This is a genomic window from Mesorhizobium prunaredense, from assembly GCF_900156895.1.
GTDB lineage: Bacteria > Pseudomonadota > Alphaproteobacteria > Rhizobiales > Rhizobiaceae > Mesorhizobium > Mesorhizobium prunaredense.
The window spans coordinates 1-3,245 of sequence record NZ_FTPD01000055.1 but is presented as its reverse complement, the minus strand read 5'-3'; the positions used below and the strand labels follow the sequence as shown (position 1 = coordinate 3,245).

Annotated in this window: 2 protein-coding genes; both read right to left on the bottom strand. The window is 59.1% G+C overall.

Annotation, left to right across the window (positions count from 1 at the left end; all coding sequences use genetic code 11):
* Positions 1-663, bottom strand: a 663-nt coding sequence (locus BQ8794_RS27510) for a S1 family peptidase (RefSeq protein ID WP_167378859.1), incomplete at its 3' end; no start/stop codon positions are given.
* A gap of 863 nt (positions 664-1,526) precedes the next feature.
* A partial coding sequence (locus BQ8794_RS27505) for a caspase family protein (RefSeq protein ID WP_077381753.1) occupies positions 1,527-3,245 on the bottom strand: 1,719 nt, incomplete at its 5' end.

The window sequence follows — 3,245 nt, the reverse complement described above, 5'->3', positions numbered from 1 at the left end:
CCCGAAGGGCTTCCCGGTAGCAGGTATCTCGGGAAGGTGGCGTTCCAGCTCGGTCTCCATAGTCCAGATCGGGGTCATGCGGGCGAACCCGGATTGGAACCGGAGCCCCCCGCGATGAACGCCCACTACCGAGCCGCTGGAATCAAGGTAGGGCCCTCCGCTCATTCCCCCTGTAGTCACCATGGCGGTGATGACGGTGTTGTTCGCCGGGTTCCATTGCGTGACTTTAGCCGACCGGTTCGTGTCCAACCGACCACCCTCTGGATAGCCGGCGATGTGGAGCCAATCGCCATTCTTGGGCTCACGCCGCGAGAGCCGCAGCGTGGGGAATTTGCCGTCCCCAGGTTCGAGCAGGATCAGCGAAATGTCGTTGCCAAGATGGCGAACGCAATTTCCCAACAGCTCCGGGCCGCCACGGTTAACCCGGAACAGGCGCGTCTTATCCCGGAGCGGAAGGCACCCGGCGGGAGGAGACGCATCGGGGTCGTGGTCCGGAAACACGGTATGAGTTGACGTGATCACGTAGTGGTCGTCGCTCCTGCCCTCCACGATGAAGCCGGTGCCAACGCTCGGCTCGTCCTTGCCCGGCACCGATACCTCGACGCGGACAACGGCCTTCTGCCGTTCCTCCGTCCACGGGTTCTCCTGCGCGGCGGCCGCCATGCTCCAGGTCGCAGCCAGCGCGAGACACAGCCCGACAATGCCCCCATGGCATCGTACTGAAGGGTAGGTCGAGGGCACGCGACACATCATTTTTTATCCTGCCCGATAGTTGGCCTCCGCTCAACCGCATTGCGCGACGAGTTCAATCCTACTGATAGTGGGCCGAGCGCGCTGTAGGGCGCGAAGTTGATCGAACTGCTCTGACGACGCCCAAGAGAGTTCAGGCCGGATCGTCACTATCGGCCGAAAGCTAGGCAGCCGGAGAGCCTTCAAGCGGCGCATCTGCTCGGTGATGTTGTGGCGATAAGTTGCAAAACCGCTTTCAGCGGCTGAGTGCGGCATACCATTGACGCCGCTGTTTCTGCCGGTTTTGCAAGCGCACTATCAAAGGATATTTCTGAGAAGATTGCGGGCTGCTCCTGGGGTCGAAAGCGAGGCAGCAAAGCGAAAAGCTGGGTCGAGGTCGCGGGCTATTCGAGTATCGCCGCAGAACTCGGGTTGCGCATCTTCAACACCAAAATGAAATGCCATACGTTGCAATATGCTTGTGGAGTGAAAGGGCCGGATCTTCTCTTTGGGGCAGGTTGTGATCGGGCGACCCCAGCACAGGTCGCCGCTGAATTCCGCACTGCAACTTATGCGACTTTGACCTGTAGCGGCTAAGTTAAAACATCCTGATCTGGCAAGGAGGAATGTCGCTCCTGCTTGTGTCTTGCCAATCTCTCGCCTTCGTCAGCACGGGAGATTGCAGGTTGGGACTGGTTGTGATGAGCGAACGCGAGTGCAATGCGTTGAAGTGACGTCGAGGGTTGGCCAATCTGTGTCGTCTGACTCGTGGTGCAGTGACCAAGCCAGTCAGAACGCTATCTTCTGAGCGTGGACACCCCGATCTGCAGTTCACCCTCTTGCAGCATCCTCCCCGGGCCAAACCTCCTCTCGTAGGCACGAACAAGCGCCATGTATGGCGAAAGGAAGTGGGCCTTACCATCAACAATTGTCCTGAGCTCGATGTGGAGATGAAAGGTAGTTTGTGGCCCTCCCCCCATTAGATTAGACATGTACCCCAGCAGTTGGCCTTTACGCACACGGGCACCTCTCGCCAGCGACTGCACCGGTTTCATCGCTATGTATCGCCATTCACGGCCGCTGCTTCCTCTTAGCGTAACCGTGGTATTTTTAGTGAGAGTGGTAATGACACCCTCCTCGACTGCAACAATCTCAACAGGCTCATTATCGCGATTTACCATCACGTCGCCCACTGGCCTAAGGCCGGCGCGAATATCGACGCCCTGGTGGCCCCGACCCTGCGGGCAGACGCTTATGGCAAATGACCTCAACTCGCAAAAGTTGTCCCGCCAGGGATATGCGTAGTTCGCACTGTCGAACTGACCACGACCGTTCGCACTGTCGAAGCGACCGCCGGCACCGTAAAGCTGCGAGTTGACGTAAGCTTCAGCGTTCGAGATCGGGAAGACAATATCGGGCGCGTGATTGGTCATATCACGCAGACCGACACCGCTCCCCGGAAGAAGTAAGCCAGGAGCGTAGTATGTGAATGAGGAGGGACCTGGATCAACTTTGGCGAGCAGCTCCTTAAATTGCGACCGCTCGCCTTCCGAAAGCCGAGTGAGGTCAAACTCTCTGAGTATTTCAGGCAAGCTGGGGTCCCTCGGCTGATGCTGTGACGGGACCTCCCTAATGACGGCGGTCATAGCGCCGCTCGCGCCTTTTTCGTCGGCAGCGGCAGGCGGCGGGACTCTCGGCGAAGGGTCGCCCCGGTTCAGGCGGATCTCCACCATCGGGCTGACCAGAAGGTGCGGTTGCTGTACCGGCGAGCGCTTCTTCGTCAGTTCGACAACTCTTTCAATGGCGAGGGTTAACAGCATAGCGTGATGCGGGCTCGGTCGCTCGAGTCCTTCGAGCAACGCGAACGCGAGGGGGCTGTGGTCCGGCGCCGCCTGGCTCTCATCGTAGGCCGGCCTTCCTGGCGACGATGCGAAAAGGACGACCATGCCGGCGCGGGCGTGCGTGGCGGCGAAGCCCACAGGAACGAAATCCGTACCTTCGATGGTCAAATTCGGCCGGCTTGCATCGAACGCGACAATTTGGGCCGCATTCTGGTTGTCGCGAGAGAGCAGATCCAGGATTTGTTCCAGTCCGATACTTTCATCGAATATGGCAGGCCCGGATGTCGTGATGTCCGTCGGAATCAGGTAGTTCGTGTGTGTGCGCGGATCCATCAAACCGTGGCCGGTGTACCAAAAAAAACCGACCGGCCGGCCCTCGGCCTCGCGCAGCTTTCTTACGTACTGCTTTATGGCTCTATCCGTATCGCGAAAGGTGGCGTCGGGAAGGACTGTAGTATCGAAATCAAGCACGCGAAGCTTGGCTGCGATGCTGTCTATGTCGTTGATTGGATTGTCCAGCGGCGGAATGATTCCTCCGTAACTTTTGTTGCCGATGAGCAGAGCGATTCTAGTCTCCGGCACCATCTCGGCCTCCAACCGAGCGGCGACACCGCCGTCCAGCACGGCGCCTTCTGCCGCCTCAGCTGGAGGCCCGAAGGGCTTCCCGGTAGCAGG